The following is a 17,821-nucleotide window of genomic DNA, read 5'->3' as shown; positions in this document are numbered from 1 at the left end:
GTGGTCGTCACGCGACAAGCACTTTCCAGTCACGGTGCCGTTCCGTCCGTCGAGCGGTAGACGTCCACCAGTGCGGTGAAGTGCGCGGTCATCGTGGTGGTGCCGGGAAGGTGGAGCAGCACGAGGTCCTCCAGGCCGACGGTGCAGGCGACCGTCACGGTCACGGCCGAGCCGGGAGCGAGGCTGCCGCGGGTGGTCACGGTGACCGATCGGCAGGCGACGCCGGCGTCGCTCAGCGCAGCCGTGGCGGTCGCGCGCGCGTCGGCAGCCGCCACGGACGCCGTAGGGTCCGAGCTCGCCGCTCTGGCGCCCTGGTGCGCCGCGTCCTCGATGCGCAGCCGGGTGTCGGACGCCCGCCCGCAGTAGATCAGCAGCCAGAACATCAGGACGAGCACGGGCACGCCCAGGACGAGTTCGACCGTCGCCGAGCCACGTTCCCCCTGTTCTTGCCTGCTGCGGTTCACGACGTGCCGTCCGCGGGGCGGAAGCGTTCGACGGGGCCGGCGGCCGTCGCACGTACGGGCAGGTGGACGAACGGCACGACGCTGCTCGCGGTGCCGGTGATACGGACCTGCGCGCGGTCGGCCCCGCGGGTGACGCTCACGTGCACGGACTCCAGTGGGCCGCGGCCGAGTTGGTCCAGGACCCGGTCTGCCTCGGTCTGCCCTGCCGCGGTCGTGCCGCCCTGAACGCGGGTGGCGGCGAGGGCGTCGGCGGCGGTGGCCTGGGCGATGTGGGTGGCGTGCCACCAGACGGTGACCTGCGCGAGCAGGAGGACCAGGGTGAACAGAACGGGGAGGACGAACAGCATCTCGGCGGTCACCGAGCCGCCGTCGTCCCGGCGAAGGAACGTCCACAGCCTGTGGAGGGACATCATCGGCTCCCTATTCGAAGCTGATGTTCCGGGCGGCGTCGAGGATCTTCGGCCCGAACAGCGCGGTGACGGTGAGGGCGAGTGCCGCCAGGAAGGCGATCCAGATGACGTGTTCGGTGGTCACCCCGCGGTCGTCCGCGGCGAGCACGCGCAGCCTGGTGGTGAGGCGGGTCCACAGGGAGGTCAGACGGTCCACGGCGGGTGTCCTTTCGGCTGGGCTGACCTGCCTCGGTCACAGGGAGGCGGTGATCTGGGTGAGGGCGGGATAGAAGACGAAGACGACGAAGCCGATGGCCATGACCATCCCGGGTAATGCCATCCGCTCGGTGGCAGCGTTGGCCGCGCCTTCGGCTTCGGCACCGGCCCGGTGGCGCATGGCAGCGGCTTTTGCGGCGAGGGAGGCGCGGACACGGGCGCCTTCGGTTCCGGCGAGCGACAGTGCGGCGGCGAGTTCGAACAGCTCGGCGACCTGCAACTCGTCGCCGAGTTGCGCGAGCGCCGACCAGGGCGACGAGCGTGTGAGGCGCGCCGTGTTGAGCGCCCGGCGCAGCTGTCGGAAGGCCCAGCCTTCGCCGATGGCCGCCGCGTCGGTGAGCGCGCCGTCGACGCCCGCGCCGCCCGCGAGCAGGACGTGCATGAGGTCGAGGTAGGCGCCGAGGGCGTGCCGGAACGCGGCGCGGCGGCGGGCGGCCTCCTGCCGCACGGTCACGTCCGGCAGGAGGAATCCGCCGACGGCGAGAGCAAGGCAGCCGGCCAGCGGCATCTGCCAGGGCAGCGGACGGCCGCCGAGCACCAGCAGAATCTCGACGGTCCCGGGCAGCAGCAGGCCCACCACGGTGAGTGCGGCCTTCTCCGCGAGGAAGGCTTCCGGCGACCGCTCGGTGACCGCCAGGTCCCCGGTGAGGCTGTGGCCCGGCAGTCCGAGCTCGCGCAGAAGGCCGGTGAAGGGGCTGCCCAGCCGTATCGCCCATCCGGCGTCGTCGGTGCCGCGGAGGACGGGCGTGGGCTTGGGCGGCGTACGGAGCCGGGAGACGAGTTCGGCGAGCGGGGGATGCGGCGGTACGAGCCATACCGCCGTCGCCCACAGGCCGCAGCCGAGTCCGGCGCCCAGCAGGACGAGCAGCGGCAGCATCTCAGCTCATCTCCCGCTCGGTTGCGGGGACTGCACCGAGCGCGGTGAGGAAGCGCTCGGGCTCGTCGAAGTGCGCCATGCGGTGCAGCCACGCGAAGCCGGCGGAGAACAGGCCGCCGATCAGCAGCAGCACGAACTGCCCGGTCGCCGTGTCGTACGGGCTGAGGAAGGCGGGGTTGAGCACGATCAGCCCGCCCGCGAAGAAGAGCGTCGTCCCGACGACGACCCGGGTCGTGGTACGCGTACGGGCCCGGTTGGCGTCGATCCGCTGGTGCATCTCGACCTGTGCACGGGCCGTCGCCGCCAGCTCCCCCAGCAGCGGGGAGATCCGGCGGGCCTCATGCCCCGAGGCCAGGACGAGTGCGGCGATGACCAGGTCCGCGGTCGGGTCGGCGAGTTCCTGGGCGAGCTGCCGTAGAGCGTTCGGAAGACGCTCGCCCGACTCCAGCCGTGCGGCCAGGTCGAGGATCTGTGGTCGTACGGATTCGGGTGCGGTGCCGGCCGTCGCCACGACGGTCTGCTCCAGCCCCGCAGCTGCGGCGAGCGTGTCGCGCAGCATCTCCGTCCACCCGGCGATGCCCTCGATCCGCGCGGTCCGCTCCCGCGTCCCGTCGGCGCCGAGCATGCGCGGCAGCCACCACACGGCGAGCGCCGCGAGCAGACCGCCGACGATCCAGCCCGTCAGCAGCGCGGCGAGCAGACCGCCGGCCGCGGAGACGGCGGCCCACCGCCCCGCGTGTATCCGCCGCGGCTTGCGCATCCGGGGCTTGACCGCCGGGGCGTCCGGGGTGCGCCACGCGCGGAGGAGGACGAGGAGCCCGGCGCCGAGGCCGAGTCCGAGCAGCCCCAGCAGGGGCACGTAGCCGTTCACGTACGCCACCACCCGGCGCGGTGGAAGGCGTCTGGGTCGAAGCCAGCGGCGGCCAGGTCGTCGACGGTGGCGCTGCGCAGCGGAACGCCCGGCACGGCACGCAGGTCAGGTCCGGGGCGCAGCACCTCGTTGGAGACGATCTGCCGTTCGTCGGCGTCGACGACTTCGCGAACGGACGACACGACCCGCCTGGCGTGGTCACCGCGCGGCTTGTCCAGGTGGACGACGAAGTCCAGGGCCGAGGCCACCAGCAGGTTCGTCGCCTCCAGCGGCAGTCGCTCGGGCCCCTGCACGGCGTACGCGGCGAGCTTGGTGAAGGCGCCGCGGCTGGTCGAGGAGTGCAGCGTGCCCATCGACCCGTCGTTGCCCTGCGACATGGCGTTGCACATCGGGATCACCTCAGGCCCGCGGACCTCGCCGACAATGACCCGGTCCGGGGACATCCGCAGGGCCCACCGCACCAGCTCCGCCTGGCTGACCATCCCCTGCCCCTCGATGTTCGCCTCCCGGGCCTGCATCGCGACGACGTCGGGATGTGCGGCGCTGTCGCGGTCCAGGCCCAGCTCGAAGACGTCCTCGATGGTGATCAGCCGCTCCCAGGGCGGGATCTCGGCGGCGAGGGCCCGGAGCAGGGTCGTTTTCCCGATGGCCGTTCCGCCGGTGACCAGGATGTTCTTGCGGGCGCGCACCATCGCACGCAGCAGCTGCTCCGTGCCGGGGTCGACGGTGCCGCTGGCGCGAAGCTGCGCGAGGGTGATGTGCTCGAAGCGGTGCCGGCGGATGGACAGCGAGGGCCGGACCGTCACCGCCATCACCGCGAAGGCCCGCTCCCCACCGGGGAGCTGGAAGCCCACACCGGGGTTCCCGCGGTCGAAGCGGCGTTCCTCCACCCCCGAGCGCGCGGCAAGGTCGCGGATCAGCTGCACCAGCTCGGTGTCCGACGCCGTCACCGGCGGCAGCTGCTCGCGACGCCCGTCCGCGTACCGTACGAAGACCCGGTCCCCGGTGACGTTGATGTTCTCGATCTGCGGGTCCTGCAGCAGCGGTTCGAGCCCGGCCAGGCCGAAGACCTCGTCGATCACCGAGACGATGACCAGCTCCTCGACCTCCGGAGCGACGACAGGACGTCCGTGGGTGAGCATGGCCTGGGTATGCGCCTCGGCTGCGTCGGTGAGGATCTGCCGGGCCAGCGCCCGACGTTCTGCCTCCGTCATGGCCGGCCTGTGGCCCGCCTCGTCCGCGCGGATGCGGTCGGACAGCTCCTGCGACAGCTTCCGGCGCAGTTCCTGCCGCAACTGCTCGGCGGGGGCGGCGGCGAAGTCGTTGTCTGCGGTCCCGCGGGGATCGAAGCCCTCCGCGTACGTCGACTCGGCCTGGCTCATCGACTCGCCCCGCCCCATACCGTGCGCGGGTCGGACACGGCGCCGGCTGCGCTGCGGGAGCGGTGCCGCGGACACGCGGCCGCACGGTGCGCCACGGATGCGGTGATCGGCGCGAGCGCCCGGAGCAGTGGCGACTTCGCGGGTGCCGGCCGGCGGGCCGGACGACCGGCCAGGGCCGCCGCTCCCCTGGGATCGTCGGGAAGCCGTCCCAGCACGGTGACGTTCAGCGCCTCGGCGACCTCCGGTGTGGGATAGCCGTCACCGGCGAGGACGAACAGCGGGTCCCGCAGCCACGAGGGCGGGCGGGCCAGCAGCGTGGCGAGATGGGAGAGCGCGTCGTCCCGGGCGTGCGCCAGCAGCAGTACGGCGTCCGCGGCTCGTACGATCCGCATCACGGCCTCGTCGCCGGAGAAGCGGCCGCAGTCCGCGATCACGACCGTTCCTGCACGGTCGGCCGCCTGCCGCAGCACGTCGACCTCTCCCACTCCCGCGTTGAGTTGGGCGAGCGCGGCACGGGCCTGGTCGCCGCCGGCCGGGCCCACGACCACGGGCAGACCGCCGGGAAGGCGCTGGGTGTGCTGCCACAGCAGTCCGGCGTCCGCGCCGTGCCGGGCCGCCGCAGCCAGGCTCATCAGGCTCGGCGAGAGCTCCAGCCGGAATCGGGCCAGCAGGTCCCCGCCGGCCGCGTCGCACTCCACGACCACCGGCTGCTCCCCCGAGGGCCAGCACACCGCCAGACCGAGCGCCGTGGTCGTCACCCCCGGCGAGCCCTTCAGGCTGAGCAGCGCGATCAGCGTCACCGTCCGCCTCCCCGCTGTTCCGGCACGATGACCACGCTGATCTGCCCGGCTGGCTGCGCTGCGAGGGCCTGCGCGTCGGCTTGCGCCATCTGGATCGAAACCACGGTGGTCTGCTCGGTCGTGTCTTTTCGGACGCCGGTGACCACGCCGGTCCATGACAGCGGGCTTGGTGCCGTTCCGCTCGTGGCGTCGGCGGGCGGAGCGACCACGACGGTCACCCGGTTGCCGGGTTGCAGGCCCGGCGGGAACTGCCCGGCCTTCAACCCCACGGCAGCTTCTGCCTGGCCGGTCTGGGGCACGCGGGCAGTCCCGAGCAGGGCGTCGGTGAGCAAGGTGCCCGCAGGCAGGCTGTAAGCGGCCGGACGGCCCTCGACACGTGCTTTGGAAGAGGCTGGCAGGATCTGGAGCCCCGTGTCGGCCGGCACGCTGACTTCCTTCAGGTCCCGGGCCGAGAGCTGCTGGCCGACCACCACGGGCCGGGCCAGCGCGAGCACCTGCTGACGGTGCCCGAGCTGCAACGCCACTACGACGCCACCGGCCGAACACCCCACCACGAGCAGGACGCCCAGCAGCAGATAGGGCAGTCGCCGCCGCCGCGGGGCACCGACGGACCGCCGAACCCCGCTGGGGGAGTGGGAGTTCGCCGTTCCCATCGGGGCTGCGGGCGGAGGAGGTACGAAGGTGCTCACCGAACACCGCCTTCCGGGCGTACGAGGTCTTCGCGCCGCGCTCCCTGCGCGCGGCTGCGTCATCACGAGGGCGCGGCTGCCAGACCGCCACGTTGCTCAGCTGCTGTCGTTCAGGCCCTGGCTCTCGGCGACGCGGAACGCCGCGTTCGACACGGTCGTCAGGTCCGGGAAGACCCCGTTCTCCCCCGCGCCCGACCACGTCACCGTCCAGTGCACCGTGGCCGTCACCTCGTACGCGCTGCCAGGACGCCCGGCCGAGGAAGCGCGGTACGTGTGCCCGCAGTCCGGCGACGCGCTCTTCGACCCCGAGGACACTCTGTATGCCGCCCCCGGCCCTGAGCACGTCACCGTGGAGCCGTCGCCCAGCGCCCACACCACCGAGACCGGCCGGGCCACCGCCGTCACGGAGACGCCTGGCACCGACGCCGTCGCCGAGACCGGCTCCCAACCGCCGTGGTCCAGCCAGAGCCACGTCGGCAGGCCGACCAGCTGATCCCCCGCCGGGTTCGACTCCACGGTCGGCGACGGCAACCGCAGCTGCTCGTACGCCGCCCGCGCCAGCTCGGCCGGGTCCGGGAGGACGGCAGGCTGGGCCGTCCGCCGCGGGGCGTCGGGGATCCACACGGGCGGCCGGTAGAAGGCGTCCCGCACACCGTCGGCGCTGCACTTGTACACGTACCAGGCGCCTGGCTGGCTCGCCTTGGGGCCGTCGACGGGGACGGCATTCGCCGGTGGGGCAGGGCGGTAGACAGCGGGCAGCGCGTCGTTGCGGTTCCCGCTGTAGCCGGTCTGAAGGACGCCGGTCGGCGGTACGTAGTCGCTGCGCCGGTAGGAGCAGTCCGCGAGGTTCAGGTCGGGGTTCGGGTCCTTCGGCTTCGTGTGCGCGCTGCCTCCGGAGGCCTTCTTGTGTCCGCGCGCGGGGTGTCCCGCATCGCCGTGGTCGCCGCCTTTGCTGGAGCCGCCGGTTCCAGCTCCGAGCGAGCAGCCCGCGTACGTCGACTGCGTGCAGTCGACACTCCCCCACCCGTCCGCGGCGGCGGGCAGGGCGGATATGCCGAGCAGCACGGCGGTGGCGGCGCCCACGGCGAGTCCCCGCCTCAGCACGACCCCAGCCCCTCGACCGCGAACCGGGCAACTTTCCATGTGCCGTCGGCCTGCCGTTGGACCTCGGCCGTGATCGCCCGCCGTCCGCCCTTGTCCCCGACGGGGCTGCTGCCGCCCTTGCGGTACTTCAACCACCCTGTCGAATCCCCGCAGTCCGAGACCGTCACGGTCGTCGGTGCCGCCGCGGGTACGGCCGAGGTCACCTTGGGGTCGTCCTTCGGTGCGCCCTTGCTGACCAGGCCGTTGAGGTGGTCCGCGTACAGCCCGCGGGAGATCGTCGACAGGGCGTCGCCGGTGGCGTGATGGGCGAGCAGCGGCGACTTCCAGTCCGAGGTTCGACCGGCGGCCGCCATGTCCTGCCACATCCCCAGATACGCCGCGGCGGCAGCGCGCCGGGCGACGTCGCCGGAAGCTGTGGGCACTGCCGACCGGACGGTGGACGAGCTCGGTGCCTGCGTCACGTGCTTGCCGGCCGGGGGCGAGTCAGCGGTGGAGTTGCAGCCAGCGAGGGCAAGCGCAGCAACCACGGTGACACCGATCAACAACGGCGTCCGGTAGCGCCGTAAGGCCCGTGGGGGCACCGCCATAGCCACACCCACCTCACGAGTAGTCGGGATGCTCACCTTGCGGTCAGCCATCCGTACCCCCGCGCCCCGTTCCCACTGCAAGGTGGGAACGGAGCTATGCGCGCTCCCACTTTTGTGCGGGAACGTGGACTTGGCGGAAAGCCAGTGTTCCAGAAGCCTTCATGGCTGAATCCGGCAGGCGCACTCTCTCGAACCGGAACGTAGGCGTTCAGCCGTCGCTGGTCCTGACCGGCACCCCGTCTGCATTCCGCTCGTACGTCCTGCGGACGTTCTTCTCGATCTTGCGCGCCACCTCGACGTCGAGGTCCACCCCGTTCATCTCGGCGAGCGCCGCGGCGTAGAGCACGATGTCCGCCAGCTCCTCGCCGAAGTCCGGCAGCTTCTTCCGCCACGCGGTGAACGCCTCCCCCACCTCGGCGGTGAGCAGCCCGAACTCCAGTGCCACGTCAGTGGTGTTGAAACCCTTGGCGCTCTTGTTCTCCCAGGCGAGCTTCTGCGCCTCTGCGATGTCCACGGCCCCTCCGGCGGCTCTGAGTCGGCTGCGAACCGCAGCCTAGCGACGCCGTCCGGGAGCCCCATGGCCGAAGGGTGGACCGTCACCCGGTCGTGGGCGGCCCCGGTGGCGATGAGGGCCGAAGACGATTACGGGAACCCGGTGCTCGGGTTCGATACGGCAGCCGCCCGCGTGGTGCTCATGGCGTCCCCAGCCGTAGGCTGACGTTCCATGTACCGGCCTGCCCCGACCTGCACCCGCGGCATCCAGGCGCGACCGGAGTCGAGCAAAGAGATTGCAAAGCCCCTCTAACGCCGCAGGTCACGAAGTGTCCTCTCCGCGCGAGCGGAGGTGTCCCGCTCGCCGCCGGCGCAGCCCCCGACGGCCCGGCGTCCTCTCCGCGCGAGCGGAGGTGTCCCGAACGACGCCGCCCCGCCGGCGCCCGTGAAGGTGTCCTCTCCGCGCGAGCGGAGGTGTCCCGTCGCCGATGTACGCGGCGAACAGGGCGTCGGTGTCCTCTCCGCGCGAGCGGAGGTGTCCCGATGGTGTGGAGCGCCATCGCCGTGGAACCGGCGTCCTCTCCGCGCGAGCGGAGGTGTCCCGTGCACGTGAAAGCCCGTGTCCGGCCCCCAGGTGTCCTCTCCGCGCGAGCGGAGGTGTCCCGTGACGGCGGGGCTGGCCGTGACGCCCGCTTCGGTCCTCTCCGCGCGAGCGGAGGTGTCCCGACGTACGCCGAGATCCTGACGGAGCTGCGCTCGTCCTCTCCGCGCGAGCGGAGGTGTCCCGCAGCGACTCGACCTGGCTGAGTGCCTGTGGCAGTCCTCTCCGCGCGAGCGGAGGTGTCCCGGTGCCGGAGGCCGGCGGGACGGGGGTGGTGGGGTCCTCTCCGCGCGAGCGGAGGTGCCCCGCGGGACGGGCACTATGTCACCTCCTCGGTGTCGTCCTCTCCGCGCGAGCGGAGGTGTCCCGCCGCTTCGGCGAGTTCTTCGGCTTCGGTGAAGGTCCTCTCCGCGCGAGCGGAGGTGTCCCGGGCTGGAGGAGATCTTCCAGCGGGCGATGCGCGTCCTCTCCGCGCGAGCGGAGGTGTCCCGAGCTGGAGCGCGCCGTGGAGCGCGCCCGTGCGGTCCTCTCCGCGCGAGCGGAGGTGTCCCGGTGGAACATCTCCCGGTGACCCCTTTCCCGGCGTCCTCTCCGCGCGAGCGGAGGTGTCCCGATCGACGCGTCGGCCTCAGGCACGTCTGCCCCGTCCTCTCCGCGCGAGCGGAGGTGTCCCGCGCCCCGCACCCGTTACCGCACTACCTGACGAGTCCTCTCCGCGCGAGCGGAGGTGTCCCGTAAGCGGTGTCCAGGGAGCCGCGAACCAGGGCGTCCTCTCCGCGCGAGCGGAGGTGTCCCGCCGGGCACGGCCGGTGCGGACGGGAGTTTTCCGTCCTCTCCGCGCGAGCGGAGGTGTCCCGGCCTTCTTCTCCATCGAGCAGTCCCACAAGCGGTCCTCTCCGCGCGAGCGGAGGTGTCCCGACGGCCGGAGCCACTGGCCGGGAACCGCCGAGGTCCTCTCCGCGCGAGCGGAGGTGTCCCGCCCTTGATGTGCATGGGTCCGTTGCCGCGGCAGTCCTCTCCGCGTGAGCGGAGGTGTCCCGCCCCGCGGTCGTGCTACCGGCCCGGAGTGTGGGTCCTCTCCGCGCGAGCGGAGGTGTCCCGTCGGTGACGATCTTGTCGAGTTCGTCGCCGGAGTCCTCTCCGCGCGAGCGGAGGTGTCCCGGTCTTCGTCTTGGGAGACGGCGACACCGCCGGGTCCTCTCCGCGCGAGCGGAGGTGTCCCGCGTGTCCGTCAGGGCGTCGCCCTGGTCCTGGAGTCCTCTCCGCGCGAGCGGAGGTGTCCCGCACCACATTGACGAGGCGACGCCAGCGGCGAGGTCCTCTCCGCGCGAGCGGAGGTGCCCCCATCCCCGGGCTCGACGGGCCGGTGTCTCAGATGTCCTCTCCGCGCGAGCGGAGGTGCCCCGGGGGTGAACCAGGGTCCGGCCACCGCCTGGGTGTCCTCTCCGCGCGAGCGGAGGTATCCCGCCCCACTGGGCACCTGGCCCGAGACGGGCGCTTGCGCCAGGTATGACGCGAGGGCAGGTGATGTCCTTGGCGCCCGGTCCAGCTATGGCGCAGTTGCTACTCCGTAGCAACGTCCGGGGTGGCGGCCCCGCTGGCGTCAACGACGCGACCCCTCTCCGCACCGCCGGAGGAGAGTCCTTCGGCACCACCCTCACCCACAGCGCAGCCAAACTTCAGATTGTGCCGAAGTCGACCCCGCCCGTACGGACCAGGTCGACGAACTCGGTCCAGGCGGCCGGGCTGAAGGTAAGGGCCGGGCCGCTCGGGTTCTTCGAGTCGCGTACTCCGATGCCGCCGAGAACAGCGAGCGCGTCGGCGAACTCGACGCAGCTGTTGCCGGTGCCGTCGCTGTAGGACGACTTGCGCCAGGCCTCGTCGGGAAGCAGTTCGTTGGCCGGAACGTAAGTGTTAATGGCTCTACTACCTTCTTGCTAGTTCTTCCAGGAAGTCGATGGTGTCTTCGAGGCCCAGGGCCACGCCCACCATCGCGTCGAACCGGCGGGTGAACCGATCGACCTCGCGGGGCTTGTCCGACGTCGACACCGCGCCCCATGCATTGTCCGTCTGCACCCGCGCGGGCAACTCACCGAGGTCGATGATCGCAAAGTCGTTGCTCGACCGGTAGCCGCGCTTGAAGGGCAGTATCTGGATCGAGACGTGGTCCAGCCTGGCCAGCTTGACGATCTCGGCGTACTGCTCGCGCATCACCTCGTCGTCTCCGACCGGAATCCTCAGCGCCGCTTCGCCGAGGATGACGCGTAGCCGGACCGAGCCGTCGCGCTCCAGGACGCGGCGCTTGCGCTCCATTCGAAGCTCGACGTTGCGGCGTACGAACTCCGCCGTGGTGTCCTCGACGGGCCGCTGCACTTCGAAGAGCGCCCGAGCGTACGCCTCGGTCTGGAGCAGGCCGTACACGACCGTCGGGTGGTAGGCGCTGATCATCATCGCCTCGGCTTCGAGGCCGACGTAGTGCGGCATCCCGGTCGGCATGAAGCTGCGGTACTGCGTCAGCCACTCGTCGTTCGCGCTCTCCCGGTTCAGCTCCAGCAACTGCTCGACGAGCGAATCGTCGGTGACGCCGTACCGCCGCAGCAGCGTCCTCAGATCCCCGGGGTTTCGGCGGAAGTTCAGCTCGCCGTTCTCGATCCTGGCAAGGCTCGGCTCGGAGAGCGCCTTGAGGCCGCGTACCGCCGCCTTGCGGGTCATCCCGCGGGCTCGGCCCTCCTCGACGGGCGGGCAGTTCTCCCGGAGTTGCTTGAGCTGGATGCCGAGCTCCAGCCGCCTGCCGCTCGCACCGCGTTTCGCTGCCATGTGTGCACTACCCCCAAGCACTTGTGCAAGCTCTCTACCACTGTGCGCAGAGTGTCGCATCCTCTGCGCCGCCGCCACATCCCTCTGCGCAATCTCACGAATAGTCCTTTTTTGAGTTGCACAGAAATTTCAGTGGCGATCCAGTTGCAACTCTACGGGGGCCTGCGCCACCGTAGTTGGGCCCGCACGAGACCTGACGAAGGGTCGGCTGCTGTCGGCCAGTGAGCCGCGCCGTCACCCGCGAGTTGCCGAGAGGTGAGGGAAATGGCTGCTGTTGCCCCCGGCCTGGAGATCCTCGCCGAGCTGCGCGCCGGGAACCCGGCAACCGCCTTATCGGGCATACGGCAGATGCTCTCGTTGACGGTCGACCGTGAGCCGCTGTTACGGGGAGCCGAGGTATCTGAGGCCACGGCCGCTTGGGTCCCTCGACTGCGCAGAGTCGCCCGCGCGAAGCTAACGCTCTGGGGTCTGCCGTCGGTGGTCGACAGCTCGCTGCTGCTGATCAGCGAGCTGGTCACGAACGGGCTGCGCTACGGGGCCGACCAGCAGATCGTGTTCCGCATGGTGCTGGTCGGCGACTTCCTCGTCGTCGAGGTCGAAGACGGGTCTCCCACCCGGCCGAGCATCCGGGCCGCGGACTCCGACGCGGAGAGCGGCCGCGGCCTGCTCCTGGTCGACGCGCTCGCAGACGAATGGGGCGTCAGCAAGGACGGCACGCGTACCTGGTGCGCCGCCCGAATCCGCGCGGCTGGCCGGTCGTGAGCGGCCACCGTCACGCCGACCGCCTACTACGGAGGCTGCTGTGACCGTGCTCCGCTTCCGCTTCTTCCGCGTCGACACGGTGGTGTCCGCGACGGGCGAGTCGTTCACCGAGCAGGTGGAGGTCCGGCCGCCCATCACCTACGACTCCGACAACCCGCTACCGGGGACGGCGGTCAAGATCGTCGGCTTCCCTCAATGCCGGTGCCCCCGAGCTCCCGCGTGCAACGCGAGGGAGAAGAAGGCCAGGGGATCCTCCTCCGCCCGAGCCCCGCCCGTCCGGCCAGCCGGCGTACTTCCGTCGGCTTCCCCTGCCTGAGCCGTTCCGCGTCAGCGTGCTGACAGCAACGGCCCTCACCTCCGCCGAGCTTCCACACGTAAAAGGACCCTCTCGCCCGATGTCGGAAACCTTCCGTGCTCAGCCCCGCCCCCGAGTTCCCGTCTGTGGAGCGCGCGCACTCCTCCCCCGGCACCTCACGGCGTTGGCGCTCTCCTTCGCCACTCCCGGCAGCGCCAGGGTGGAGGACGTGGAACGGAAACTCCGGTGCCCTCTCGGAACTCACGCCACCGGCGACCACCACGCCTTCGTTCTGCACCTCGACGGCTGCGACACCGGCTCCGTCTGGACCAGTTGGGCCGAAGGGCAATTTCCCGTGGCTCTGGAGGTGCGGGACGACTGCGACGCGGTCAGCCCGCCCGCGCGGGGCAGCGAACCGTGCTGCGAATTCGCGGGACACCCGGGCGGGCACACCTTCGAGGTGGACGACCCCGCCATATCGGAAGCCCCGTGACCAGGCGGCATGCCGAGGGCACCCACTGCCGCTGTGGCGCCGTACTCGTCCTCTGCGCGCAGTGCGGCACGGCGATGCGCTGCCCGGCCTGCCACCCCTTGTGGAAGCCGTCCCCACAGGACCGGGCCGTCTACCAGGAGATTGCGGACGCCCGCGCCTACCGCGGACCGAGGTTGGCGTTTGCGGCCTTGAGTACCGCCGCGCCGCTGATCCTCCTCCTGCTCAGCATGATGTTCGAGCCCCGGACCCTGTTCCGCGACCTGGAAACCGTCAGCGGGATCACGTCCTCCATGGCCCTCGTGGTCGGCACCTTGCTGTTCCGGGAATTGCCGGTGCCTGGTGACAAACCGCTCTGCCAGCTCAACGATCCGGCCCCGGCTGACCCATGGTTCACCACGGGCGGGCTCGCGCTCTTCGCTCAGTTCGTGTGCTTCACCCTCACCAATCCCCTGTGATTCCCGGGCGCCGGGCCCTGCCGACGAACGCCCGGACCACGAGCCCCTGGCCGGCCCTTCCTGGGGCGCGGGTCAGGTTCACCACCCCTCAAGAGGAAGGACGTGCAGATGACCACTGCTACCCAGGCCTCGGCTCCCGCGCCGAGCGCCCAGGTCCCCGACGACCCGTTCGAGCTCGACATCACCTTCATCGAGAACACCCCGGCCAGCGAGTCGGTGCTGATGTGCACCACCGGCGACAACTGCGGCTCGTCGTGCCCGAGCGCCTGCGGCGGCTCCTCGGTGGAGTAGCAAGGTCCGTCTGTGCGTGCTGGGCGGGTTCCTCCGCCCGGCACGCACCTTCGTACAAGGAGGGAGAGCTCCAAATGACGCGCTCGCGAGCCAGGACCTACCGAGGCGTGGCCGACGGGATGCTGCGGGCCGCGGCGAGCGTCGCCGGCCTGACCGTGCCGCCGTGGCCGGGGGCTGACGCCGCCGTGGACGACTGGCGTGCATGGCTGACCGCGATGTGGGCGGATGACGCCTTCCGGCAGGCCGTGGCCGGTGCCAGCCCCGACCTCACGCGCAAGGTCGAGTCGATCGTCGCCGGGGATTCGGTGCCGACGCGCCGTGCGCGGCGTGCGGCCTTGGCCCTCGCCCGGTATGCGATCCGGTACACCGGCCGTTCCACCCCGTTCGGGCTGTTCGCCGGGGTCGCGCCGCTCCACTTCGGCGCCGGGGCCGAGGTACGCGTCGGGGACCGGCACCGGGCCGTCGCCCGTCCTGATCCGGTGATTCTGGACGAGGCCGTCAGCAGGTGGGAGGCAAGCGGCGAGCGGATGGCCGACGTGGAGGTGTGCGTCAACAACCTCGCCCGCCTGCGCGACGGACGCGTCGTCGTCCCCTCCGAGGGGGCAGCGGAGATCTCGCTCGTGTTGTCGCCCGCGGTCGCCCTGGTGCTCGACACTGCACGGGCGCCGATCCGATGTGCGGACCTGGCGGAGAAGCTCGCCGCGGAGTACCCGCGCACGTCGGAGCCCGCTCGGTCCCGGCTGCTCGCCCAACTCCTGCACGCACGGCTCCTGCGCTCCGCGCTGCGCGCTCCCGCGACCGTCGTCGACCCGGCCGACGTGCTTCCGGCCGCCCTGCGCGACGAGGTCCGGCGCGGGCCCTCCGCGACAGACCTACGGCTGGACGCCACCGTACGGTTACCCGAGACGGTGCTCACCGAGGCGGAGACGGCTGCGACGGTTCTCGCCCGGCTCGCGATGCACCCGGCGGGCACCGAGGCGTGGCACGACTACACCGAGCAGTTCATCGCCCGCTACGGCGAGGGCGCCGAGGTGCCGCTGGAGCAGGTGACGGACCCTGGTCGTGGCCTCGGGCTGCCCGTGGGCTTTGGTGGGGTGCACGCGCCGCCCCGCGTGATGACGCGGCGGGACCGTCTGCTGCTGGAACTGGCCGGAACGGCCGCGGCCGAAGGCCGCCGCGAGGTGGTGCTGTCCGGGGCCCTGATCGAAGAGCTGGAGGCCGCCGCGGGCACGCGCCGGATCGCCGCGCCGCACCTCGAACTGTGCGCGCACGTCCGGTCCTGCTCGATGCACGCCCTCGACCGGGGTGACTTCCGGCTGGAGGTCTCGACCGTGTCTCGCGGAGTCGGCACCATGACCGGACGGTTCTGGCACCTCGTCCCGAACGCTGCCGCGGCCTGTGCGGAGCTGCCCACGGGCGAGCCCGACTCGGAGCTGGTACAGCTGTCCTTCCACGCCGGACGCGTCCCGTTGGACCTGCTGACGCGGGCTCCGCAGGCTCTTCCCCGAGTGCTCAGCGTCGGCGAGTTCCGGCGTCCCCGAGAGGAGGTGCTGTTCCCCGCGGATCTGGCTGTCCGTGCGCTCAAGGGCCGTCTCCACCTCGTCGAGGCCGCGACCGGTACGCGGATCGAGCCGGTCATCCCGACCGCCGTCAACTTCGTGTGGAACAACTGCGCCCCGCCGCTGGCCCGGTTCCTGGCCGAGATCAGCAGGGCCGGCCTGCCCCAGGTGACGTGGTTCGACTGGGGAGCGGCCTGGACGCTGCCCGTCCTCCCTGCCCTGCGCCACCGACGCACCGTCCTGGTGCCCGCGCGGTGGAAGCTCCGGTCCCGGGACCTGCCCGGCCGTACCGCGTCGCTGGGCGAGTGGGCCCGGGAGTTGCACGCGTGGAAGAGCCGGTTCAGGATGCCCGACCGTGTGCTGCTCGCCGAGGACGACATGCAACTCCCCCTCGACCTGCGCCAGGACATGCATCTGGACCTGCTGCGCGTGCACCTCGCCGCAAGCGCGACCAGCACCGCGTCCCTCTACGAGGCTCCGCCGCAGGATGCGGACGGATGGATCGGCGGGCGCGCCCACAGCATCGTCGTTCCCATGGCGGCGCGCTCGTGACGGCGAAGGCCCTGCCCCGGACGCAGGATCTGTCCGAAGGCCCGCTCGGGGCAGCGCTGCTGCACATCGAACGCGGCAACCTGCCCGCCGCGCACCAGCATCTGGCCCGAGCAGTGGCAGGCGGTGTCAGCGCCGGCGGCAACGCGTCGCTTTTCCACGGTGCCCCGGCGCTGGAGTTCGTCCTCGGCCGTACGGGACGCGTCCGTCCCGACGTCCGTGCCACGGTCGATCGCATCGTGGACGCCCGGCTTGCCGCCGCCCACGCGCGGCACAACCGCGGCGAGCTGCCGCACCTCGCGGAGTTCGACCTCGTACGTGGCCTGTCCGGGCTCGCGGCGCTGCTGCTCACCCGTGAGGAGGCGTCTCCGCGGTTGGAGGACGTACTGGCCTACCTGGTGTCCCTGACGCGACCGGTCCGGATCGACGGCCGGGAGTTGCCAGGGTGGTGGTCCGCCGCCGGGCCCGGCGGCGAGGAGATGCCCGGCGGGCACGGCAACAACGGCATGGCGCACGGCATCTCCGGGGTCCTCTCGGTCCTGTGCCTGGCCGCCGGGCAGGACGTCCTCGTGCCGGGGCAGCACGAGGCGATCGAGTTGATCGCGAACTGGCTGGACGTCTACGGCGGTTCGTACTGGACGACGCGCGCCCACCTGAACGCGGGAGTTCCCCCGGTCCACCAGGCCGCCCGCCCCTCGTGGTGCTACGGCCTGCCCGGTGTCGCCCGCGCCCAGCAGCTCGCCGGGCTCGCCCTGGACGACCCCTACCGCCGCCGGGCGGCGGAGGACGCCTTCGTGGCGATTCTGTCCGACCCGGCGCACCTCGCCCGCATCACCGACGCCTCCCTCTGCCACGGCTGGGCGGGCCTCGTGACCCTGACCCGTGCCGTCGCGGCCGACAGCCCCGCGCCCGAGCGCTTCACCCCTCTGCTCGACGGCCTGCTTCAGCACCTGACCGCAGACCTGGACCGGCTGCCGAAGCCAGGGCTCGTGGAAGGCCGCGCAGGAGCACAGCTCGCGCTCGACGGGACCGACACCACGGGCTGGACGAAGGCCCTGCTCATCACCTGACCCGCACCGACTGTGAAGGAGCGCCGAGGCGCGCATGGACACCGACGACGAGAAGATCCCGATCACCCACGAACCGGCCTGGTGGCACGCGACCCTGGCCTTTCCCGGCAGCGTAGTCACGCCGGAGAGCGCCCGAGCCCTGCGTGAGGGGCTGCGCGACCAGCGGTTCCACTTCCTCCTCAAGGACGGCGGACTGCGGCTGCGTACGGAGTACCTGATGTTCGACCTGCTGGAAAAGCTCGTCGCCGACGGGCAGATCCGCAGCTGGACCGGTGGCATCTACGAACCGGAGACCCACGCGTTCGGCGGCCCCGAGGGCATGGGCGTCGCACACGAGCTGTTCTGTACGGACTCCCGCGACGCCCTGCCGCAGATCGGTGTCCCCGGAGGCCGCGAGCGCTCGATCCTGCTGCTGTCCGCCATGTTCCGCTCGGCCGGACAGGATCCGTTCGAGACCGGAGACGTATGGGCGCAGCTCGGCGCCCTGCGACCGCCGCCCATCCCGCCGACCGGCGCAACGCTCAAGCGCGCGGTGACATCCATGCGACACCTGATGACCGCGGATGCCGCCCGCCGGCAGGCTCCCGAGACCGGCTGGACGGAGCGCGTCGCCGCGTTCGAGCGCGCTGGGCGGCAGCTCAAGCAGCTCGCCTCTGACGGACTACTGACCCGCGGCCTTCGCGCGGTCCTCGCCGGTCCTCGCCCACCACGCGGTCTTCACCTTCAACCGCGCCGGCGTACCCGCCCACCAGCAGGCCGCAGCAGCCTGGTTGGGCCGCGCAGTGGCCTTCCCCGAACGAGCGGAAGACGCCGTGTCCCCCCGCCAAGCCCTCCGCGCCACCCCTAGCCTCACCGAAATGGAGAAGACGCTGACCCCCGAGAGCACCACCCCCGCCGCCCTGCGCGAAGCGCTCCTCAACCGCCTCACCGAAAGCGGCCACCTGCGCACCCACGCGGTCACCGAGGCCTTCCGGACCGTCGAACGCCACCGGTTCCTC

The 17,821-nt window shown here is 71.6% G+C and carries 21 protein-coding genes and 1 CRISPR repeat array; of the genes, 8 read left to right on the top strand and 13 right to left on the bottom strand.

Features of this window, described 5'->3' with window-relative positions:
- Positions 1 to 29: 29 nt before the first annotated feature.
- From IH54_RS0124710 to IH54_RS0124650, 13 genes are all read right to left on the bottom strand, one after another.
- Entirely contained in the window at positions 30 to 464 is a 435-nt protein-coding gene (locus IH54_RS0124710) for a TadE/TadG family type IV pilus assembly protein (RefSeq protein WP_031520615.1), read from the bottom strand.
- Positions 461 to 874 (bottom strand): TadE/TadG family type IV pilus assembly protein, encoded by a 414-nt coding sequence (locus IH54_RS0124705; protein WP_031520613.1) that lies wholly within the window; start codon positions 872 to 874, stop codon positions 461 to 463. The genes IH54_RS0124710 and IH54_RS0124705 overlap by 4 nt, the downstream gene beginning before the upstream one ends.
- A gap of 10 nt (positions 875 to 884) precedes the next feature.
- Positions 885 to 1,070, bottom strand: a complete 186-nt coding sequence (locus tag IH54_RS0124700; RefSeq protein ID WP_031520611.1) for a hypothetical protein — start codon at positions 1,068 to 1,070, stop codon at positions 885 to 887.
- 36 nt (positions 1,071 to 1,106) lie between these two features.
- Positions 1,107 to 2,006, bottom strand: a complete 900-nt coding sequence (locus tag IH54_RS0124695) for a type II secretion system F family protein (protein WP_031520609.1) — start codon at positions 2,004 to 2,006, stop codon at positions 1,107 to 1,109.
- Between the two features lies 1 nt (position 2,007).
- Positions 2,008 to 2,877, bottom strand: a complete 870-nt coding sequence (locus IH54_RS0124690) for a type II secretion system F family protein (protein WP_043182142.1) — start codon at positions 2,875 to 2,877, stop codon at positions 2,008 to 2,010.
- Positions 2,874 to 4,259 carry a CpaF family protein gene (locus IH54_RS0124685; RefSeq protein WP_199923455.1) on the bottom strand — a complete coding sequence of 462 codons (1,386 nt, stop codon included), beginning with the start codon at positions 4,257 to 4,259 and terminating at the stop codon, positions 2,874 to 2,876. The genes IH54_RS0124690 and IH54_RS0124685 overlap by 4 nt, the downstream gene beginning before the upstream one ends.
- A complete protein-coding gene (locus tag IH54_RS0124680; protein WP_052397830.1) occupies positions 4,256 to 5,059 on the bottom strand; it encodes a hypothetical protein in 804 nt (267 codons plus the stop codon). The genes IH54_RS0124685 and IH54_RS0124680 overlap by 4 nt, the downstream gene beginning before the upstream one ends.
- Positions 5,056 to 5,583: an SAF domain-containing protein gene (locus tag IH54_RS0124675; RefSeq protein ID WP_052397829.1), complete on the bottom strand. Its 528-nt coding sequence runs from the start codon at positions 5,581 to 5,583 to the stop codon at positions 5,056 to 5,058. The genes IH54_RS0124680 and IH54_RS0124675 overlap by 4 nt, the downstream gene beginning before the upstream one ends.
- Positions 5,584 to 5,844: 261 nt before the next feature.
- Positions 5,845 to 6,852 carry a hypothetical protein gene (locus tag IH54_RS0124670; protein WP_052397828.1) on the bottom strand — a complete coding sequence of 336 codons (1,008 nt, stop codon included), beginning with the start codon at positions 6,850 to 6,852 and terminating at the stop codon, positions 5,845 to 5,847.
- Positions 6,846 to 7,274, bottom strand: a complete 429-nt coding sequence (locus IH54_RS0124665) for a hypothetical protein (RefSeq protein ID WP_199923454.1) — start codon at positions 7,272 to 7,274, stop codon at positions 6,846 to 6,848. The genes IH54_RS0124670 and IH54_RS0124665 overlap by 7 nt, the downstream gene beginning before the upstream one ends.
- 373 nt (positions 7,275 to 7,647) lie before the next feature.
- The gene (locus tag IH54_RS0124660) at positions 7,648 to 7,953 is read right to left on the bottom strand and encodes a MazG-like family protein (RefSeq protein WP_031520591.1); all 306 of its coding nucleotides are present in this window, start codon (positions 7,951 to 7,953) and stop codon (positions 7,648 to 7,650) included.
- A 309-nt stretch (positions 7,954 to 8,262) separates the two neighbouring features.
- Positions 8,263 to 9,999: direct repeats of the CRISPR family, unit length 29 nt; unit sequence GTCCTCTCCGCGCGAGCGGAGGTGTCCCG.
- Between the two features lie 212 nt (positions 10,000 to 10,211).
- On the bottom strand, positions 10,212 to 10,424 hold the full coding sequence (locus IH54_RS43565) for a DUF397 domain-containing protein (RefSeq protein ID WP_107060246.1): 213 nt from the start codon (positions 10,422 to 10,424) through the stop codon (positions 10,212 to 10,214).
- A 34-nt stretch (positions 10,425 to 10,458) separates the two neighbouring features.
- Entirely contained in the window at positions 10,459 to 11,349 is an 891-nt protein-coding gene (locus tag IH54_RS0124650; protein WP_031520589.1) for a helix-turn-helix domain-containing protein, read from the bottom strand.
- A 264-nt stretch (positions 11,350 to 11,613) separates the two neighbouring features.
- Here IH54_RS0124650 and IH54_RS42515 point away from each other — a divergent pair, with 264 nt between their 5' ends.
- From IH54_RS42515 to IH54_RS40175, 8 genes are all read left to right on the top strand, one after another.
- Positions 11,614 to 12,111, top strand: a complete 498-nt coding sequence (locus IH54_RS42515; RefSeq protein ID WP_043182140.1) for an ATP-binding protein — start codon at positions 11,614 to 11,616, stop codon at positions 12,109 to 12,111.
- A gap of 40 nt (positions 12,112 to 12,151) precedes the next feature.
- Complete coding sequence (locus tag IH54_RS0124640) at positions 12,152 to 12,427, top strand: hypothetical protein (protein ID WP_031520585.1); 276 nt, start codon at positions 12,152 to 12,154, stop codon at positions 12,425 to 12,427.
- Between the two features lie 208 nt (positions 12,428 to 12,635).
- Positions 12,636 to 12,899: a hypothetical protein gene (locus tag IH54_RS0124635; RefSeq protein WP_159012039.1), complete on the top strand. Its 264-nt coding sequence runs from the start codon at positions 12,636 to 12,638 to the stop codon at positions 12,897 to 12,899.
- Positions 12,896 to 13,354 (top strand): hypothetical protein, encoded by a 459-nt coding sequence (locus IH54_RS0124630; RefSeq protein ID WP_031520581.1) that lies wholly within the window; start codon positions 12,896 to 12,898, stop codon positions 13,352 to 13,354. The genes IH54_RS0124635 and IH54_RS0124630 overlap by 4 nt, the downstream gene beginning before the upstream one ends.
- Before the next feature lie 108 nt (positions 13,355 to 13,462).
- The gene (locus tag IH54_RS0124625; protein ID WP_031520580.1) at positions 13,463 to 13,645 is read left to right on the top strand and encodes an FxLD family lanthipeptide; all 183 of its coding nucleotides are present in this window, start codon (positions 13,463 to 13,465) and stop codon (positions 13,643 to 13,645) included.
- Positions 13,646 to 13,719: 74 nt separating this feature from the next.
- A complete protein-coding gene (locus tag IH54_RS0124620; RefSeq protein ID WP_234343800.1) occupies positions 13,720 to 15,756 on the top strand; it encodes a lantibiotic dehydratase family protein in 2,037 nt (678 codons plus the stop codon).
- A complete protein-coding gene (locus IH54_RS0124615) occupies positions 15,753 to 16,823 on the top strand; it encodes a lanthionine synthetase C family protein (protein ID WP_031520575.1) in 1,071 nt (356 codons plus the stop codon). The genes IH54_RS0124620 and IH54_RS0124615 overlap by 4 nt, the downstream gene beginning before the upstream one ends.
- Positions 16,824 to 16,857: 34 nt before the next feature.
- Complete coding sequence (locus tag IH54_RS40175) at positions 16,858 to 17,670, top strand: thiopeptide-type bacteriocin biosynthesis protein (RefSeq protein ID WP_052397826.1); 813 nt, start codon at positions 16,858 to 16,860, stop codon at positions 17,668 to 17,670.
- The last annotated feature ends 151 nt before the right edge of the window (positions 17,671 to 17,821 follow it).

This window comes from Streptomyces sp. NRRL F-5123 (genome assembly GCF_000721495.1).
GTDB lineage: Bacteria > Actinomycetota > Actinomycetes > Streptomycetales > Streptomycetaceae > Actinacidiphila.
Note: the sequence above shows the minus strand (reverse complement) of the source record. Positions and strands in the feature narration are given on the sequence as shown.

Excerpts from the sequence above, each read along its gene's own strand:
- IH54_RS0124705 (WP_031520613.1), bottom strand. The coding sequence starts at position 874 with ATGTCCCTCCACAGGCTGTGGACGTTCCTTCGCCGGGACGACGGCGGC.
- IH54_RS0124695 (WP_031520609.1), bottom strand. The coding sequence starts at position 2,006 with ATGCTGCCGCTGCTCGTCCTGCTGGGCGCCGGACTCGGCTGCGGCCTG.
- IH54_RS0124685 (WP_199923455.1), bottom strand. The coding sequence starts at position 4,259 with ATGAGCCAGGCCGAGTCGACGTACGCGGAGGGCTTCGATCCCCGCGGG.
- IH54_RS0124650 (WP_031520589.1), bottom strand. The coding sequence starts at position 11,349 with ATGGCAGCGAAACGCGGTGCGAGCGGCAGGCGGCTGGAGCTCGGCATC.
- IH54_RS42515 (WP_043182140.1), top strand. The coding sequence starts at position 11,614 with ATGGCTGCTGTTGCCCCCGGCCTGGAGATCCTCGCCGAGCTGCGCGCC.
- IH54_RS0124625 (WP_031520580.1), top strand. The coding sequence starts at position 13,463 with ATGACCACTGCTACCCAGGCCTCGGCTCCCGCGCCGAGCGCCCAGGTC.
- IH54_RS0124620 (WP_234343800.1), top strand. The coding sequence starts at position 13,720 with ATGACGCGCTCGCGAGCCAGGACCTACCGAGGCGTGGCCGACGGGATG.
- IH54_RS40175 (WP_052397826.1), top strand. The coding sequence starts at position 16,858 with ATGGACACCGACGACGAGAAGATCCCGATCACCCACGAACCGGCCTGG.